Source organism: Eggerthella sp., assembly GCF_048329335.1.
Taxonomy (GTDB): domain Bacteria; phylum Actinomycetota; class Coriobacteriia; order Coriobacteriales; family Eggerthellaceae; genus Eggerthella; species Eggerthella lenta.
Map to the genome: position 1 here is coordinate 1 of NZ_DBFEGU010000220.1, position 4456 is coordinate 4456.

A 4456-nucleotide genomic window follows, 5' to 3' on the forward strand; every position below is an offset into this window, starting at 1 on the left:
AATCGACCCGGTACGCCACCACGTCGGCGCCGGTTTCCTCGGCGCGCCGAACGACTTTCTCAAGCAGCTGCGGTTCGGCGAAGTCGTCGGCGTCGAAGAACGCGAGGTAGCGTCCGCGCGCCACGTCCAGTCCGGCGTTGCGGGCGGCGCCCTCGCCCTTGTTCTCCTGGTGGATGACGCGCATACGATCGTCTCGGGCGGCCATGTCGTCGAGGAGGCTTCCCGTGCCGTCGGTGGATCCGTCGTTTACGCAGATGAGCTCGAAGTCGGCCAGCGTTTGGGCCAGCACGCTTTCGACGCACTGGCGGATATGGCGTTCGCCGTTGTAGGCCGGTACGATGACGGAGACGAGGGGGGTGTCGCTCATGACCGCTCGCTACCTTCCCGAGCGCGCGTCGTCGAGGGATTCGACGAGCAGTTCGCGGTCGAGGCGCGCGACCCCGCTTTCTTTGCCGATGAACACGAGCTTGTCGACCTGGGCGCTGGAGCGCTCGACGAAGTCGAGGCATTGGGCGATGTCGTCGAGATCGGTGGGGTTTTCAAGCAGAAGCGCGCTGTCCCGCTTGGCCGCGTACGCGCCGCATCCCAGCAGCTCAGGCCATTGAGAAAGCGACAGGGAGGCAATGCATAGCTCCCGCCTTCCGTTTCGCGAGGGGCGCGTTTCCGCGAGGGATCGCTCGCAGAGGGCGATGCAGGTAGCCTGTGGCGTATCGCGAGCGATGCGCTCGACGGAGACGCCTCGCTCGCGCAGGCGGTCGTCGATCGTCGCGTCGGCGGCATTGCCGATCACGAGAGCCCGGCTGTGCCGGCCTTCGGAGAAAGCATTCTCGAGAACGTCATTCGGAACGGCTCCGTGTGTGGCGATAACGGGGCAGCGTTTGACGCATGCAAGCGGTGCGGCCGCAAGCGACTCGGGGTTGTCGTCGAAATCAACGATCATCATCTCATCGCCCCAGAGCCCTCGTTCGATGCCGTGGCGATGTATATCCAGAGACAGGTCGAACACGTTTCCGTCGTTCACGAAAGCGACAATGGTAGGAGACCAGGAAAGCCGCTCGAGGGCGGCAAGCGGCTCGACTGCATTGCGCTCCCCGTCAACGAAGTAGATGATGGAGGGTTTCGTCTCTCTCAGTATGGATGCGACCGCATCGGGTATCCTATCGGGTTTCACCGGCAGGACGGGCGCATCGATGGCTCCGGCAAGGCCGTTCGCCATGATGGCGTTGATATGGGTTGAGGCGCATACGATGACGGCGGCATCGAACCCGTTTTCCCAGCCTCGGTATGCGAGCTGCACGGCAGTGCCGTTGGCGTCGTCTCCGGCGATCGCGCTGAAATCGCTCTCCTCGTGCTCTCTGCCGCGCTGCAGCGCTTCGAACACGCGCTGTTCCGCTTCGGGGCTGCCGGTACGGCCTCCCAAGCCGCCGTACACGCGGCATACCGACGCGGCGTCGCCCATCATGCGCGTATGGCCCTTCTCGATCCAGATGACCTTGTTGCACAAACGCTCCACCTGGGCGTTGCTGTGGGACACGATGAGCACGGTCACGCCGTGTTTCTCGATAAGCTCGCTGATGCGGTCTTCGCATTTCTTCTGGAACATGAAGTCGCCAACCGAAAGCACCTCGTCCACTACGAGGATCTCGGGGACGATCACCGTGGCGATAGCGAACGCGATGCGCGCCACCATGCCCGAGGAGTAGTTCTTGAGCGGCATGTCGAGAAACTTCTCGATCTCGGCGAACTCCACGATCTCGTCGAAATGGTCGTTGATGAACTCCTTCGAATAGCCTAGCAGGGCTCCGTTGAGATAGATGTTCTCGCGGGCGGACAGCTCGGTGTCGAAACCGGCGCCGAGCTCGATGAGCGGCGCGATGTTTCCGTTGATCTCGCACGTGCCCTTCGTAGGCTCCAGCACGCCGGCGATGATCTTGAGCATGGTGGACTTGCCCGACCCGTTCGTGCCGATGATGCCGAACACATCGCCTTTCTTCACTTCGAACGAGACGTCGTCAAGCGCGGTGAAGCCCTCGAAGAAAAGCTTGCGCCGGGCGATCTGAATGGCGTACTCCTTCAAGCTGTTGAGCTGCTCGGACGCCATATTGAAGATCATGGACACGTGGTCGACTTTGACCATGGTCTGACGATTGTCCTCGCTGAGGTCTTCAACTGCGGCGGCCAAAGAAGAGGTGTTGACGTTTTCAGGCATAACGAACCTTCGTCTCTATACGTACAGGATGAATTTCTTCTGCTGCTTGCGGAACACGGCGAACCCGATGACGAGGGTGGCGACGCCGCAGCCGAGGCAGATGACATTCGCTCCCAGGCTCGGCGTCACGCCGTTGAGGGCGATGTCGCGGAAATAGGTGACGTAATAGTACATGGGATTGAACTGCATGATGGTCCACATCCAGTCCGTGAGGATGCTGGTGGGATAGAACAGAGGCGTCGCGTACGTCCAGGCGGTCAGCACGACGCCCCAAAGATGCATGACGTCGCGGAAGAACACGGCGAGTGACGACAGCAGCAGCCCAAGGCCGAGGCAGAACAGGAAGATGTAGAACAGCAAAAGCGGTAGGAGCAGGATGTTCCACGTGAGGGGGATCTGGAAGAAGGCGATGACCGCTGCGACGGCGATGAGCGAGATGGCGAAGTTCAAAAGGCTGAACACGACTTTCTCAAGAGGGAACAGCATCTTGTTGATGCGGATCTTCTTGATGAGGGGGGCCGAGTCGATGATGGAGCTCATGGCTCCTGACGTGGCGTCGCTCATGAACGTGAACAGAGTTTGGCCGAGGATCAGGTAGACGGGGAAGTTCGGGATGTCGAAGCGGAACACCACGGAGAACACCGCGGTGAGCACGATCATCATGAGCAGGGGATTCAGTACCGACCACAGCACGCCGAGCATGCTGCGTCGGTATTTGAGTTTGAAATCTTTCGAAACGAGAGAGGTGAGGATGAACCAATCTCGTTTGAACCGTGTCTTAGCTGCACTCATAATGCGGATCGTAGCCTCTCTGATGCGACGCGCGCCCCTGCGCGGTGTGTTCTGCAACCTTCGCAAAACCGCATGATACCACGTAACGATCCTTTTCTTTTTCAGGCCGGGCGGAGTCCATCCTTTATGCGCTCTATGCTACCCTTGCAGATATCGTTTGACAGATACCGTTTTCCTGTCGGTTTGCGACGGGGTGGCAGGGAGTTCGCATGTGGGTTGATTTTTGCTTGGCCGTTCTAACTGGCACCGCGGTGTTGTATGGGCCGGGCTTTTTCGCTTGGAGAGCCCTTGGTATGAGGGGATTGGCTGCGCTGTCCTGCGCACCCCTCTTTTCGATCTTGGCGTATTCCATCTTGGGGGTCGTGTATTTCTTTCTCGGCGTGCGATCGACTGCTTTGTCGGTGGGGCTTTCCGTGGCGGTTGTGTCGCTTGCGGCCTACGGCCTCCTCCTGTTCGTCGCGCGCAGGAAAGGCGTCGCGCTCGGTTCGGGCGAGCGTGCAGACCGGCAGTTCGATGCCGCTCTCGTCTCGGCGTACTTGGCTGTCGGGGTGGTCGTCGGGTTATTCGCGTTCGTCCTTCCTCTGGATGGCCCCGCGTCGTCGGTGCAGACGTATGACAACGTGCATCACTTCGCCTCGGTGCGCAGCTTCTCGGATTCCGGCATGTGGTCTTCGCTGCACGTCTCGTCGTACTTGGACGTTTCCGATCCCGCAGCCAACCCTCTGCCGGGAACCGGATACTATCCCTCGGGATGGCATATCGTATGCTCCATGGTGGTAAGCGCTTTGGGCGTCGAGGTGGCATTGGCCGTCAATGCCGTGAACTTCCTGTTCGCGGCAATCGTCTTCCCCTTGAGCATGGCGTTCCTCATGAAGGTTCTGTTCTCCGGCGATCGCGCTATCGCCTTGATCGGAGCATTGGGCGCGGTCGCCGTCGGGGCGTTCCCCTGGGTCCTCGTCGAGGTGTGGCCTTTGTATCCGAACACGGCGGCGTTCGCGCTGGTGCCGGTTCTTGTTGCGTGTTTTGCGGCGGTTTGGGGCCGGGACGCCTCGAGGAGGGAGCGCGTCGCGTACGGCGCCGTGTTCGTTCTCGGTTGTTGCTGCATGGCGTTCATGCAGCCGAACGCGGTGTTCTCGGCGGCGGTCTTCCTCATTCCTTTTTGCGTGTATCGATCGGCGGTCGAGGCGGGCCGTCGATGCCGGGAGCCGAAACGTCGCATGGAGGTCATGCTGGCGGCCGGGTCGGTCGCGCTCGCGTGCGTTGCCTTGCTGTGGGTGGCTGCGCTTTCTCTGCCCTTCATGCAAGGAGCCGTCGCAGTGTACTGGCCTCCGATCCATTCAAGGGCGCAGGGTCTCGTGAGCGTGCTCGGCATGGGATTCGCCGGATCCTCCGTGCAGCCGATCGCTGCGTGCCTCGTCGCGGCGGGCGCGCTGTACACGCTGCGCAAACGACGCT

The 4456-nt window shown here is 60.9% G+C and carries 4 protein-coding genes; 1 reads left to right on the forward strand and 3 read right to left on the reverse strand.

Annotated elements, in window-relative coordinates; translation table 11 throughout:
• The 3 genes from ACMO6A_RS07250 to ACMO6A_RS07260 form a co-directional block, all read right to left on the reverse strand.
• The coding region (locus ACMO6A_RS07250; RefSeq protein WP_418471005.1) for a glycosyltransferase family 2 protein at nt 1-367 on the reverse strand (367 nt) is incomplete at its 3' end.
• Between the two features lie 9 nt (nt 368-376).
• Nucleotides 377-2209 carry an ATP-binding cassette domain-containing protein gene (locus ACMO6A_RS07255; protein WP_009304074.1) on the reverse strand — a complete coding sequence of 611 codons (1833 nt, stop codon included), beginning with the start codon at nt 2207-2209 and terminating at the stop codon, nt 377-379.
• A gap of 15 nt (nt 2210-2224) precedes the next feature.
• Nucleotides 2225-3001 carry an ABC transporter permease gene (locus ACMO6A_RS07260; RefSeq protein WP_009304075.1) on the reverse strand — a complete coding sequence of 259 codons (777 nt, stop codon included), beginning with the start codon at nt 2999-3001 and terminating at the stop codon, nt 2225-2227.
• Between the two features lie 293 nt (nt 3002-3294).
• Between ACMO6A_RS07260 and ACMO6A_RS07265 the strand changes: the two genes are divergently transcribed.
• Nucleotides 3295-4456: DUF6541 family protein (locus ACMO6A_RS07265; protein WP_418471006.1), on the forward strand; the 1162-nt coding region annotated here is incomplete at its 3' end.

What these genes read in the sequence shown, in the direction of transcription:
- ACMO6A_RS07255 (WP_009304074.1), bottom strand. Translation starts at nt 2,209, where the DNA reads ATGCCTGAAAACGTCAACACCTCTTCTTTGGCCGCCGCAGTTGAAGAC.
- ACMO6A_RS07260 (WP_009304075.1), bottom strand. Translation starts at nt 3,001, where the DNA reads ATGAGTGCAGCTAAGACACGGTTCAAACGAGATTGGTTCATCCTCACC.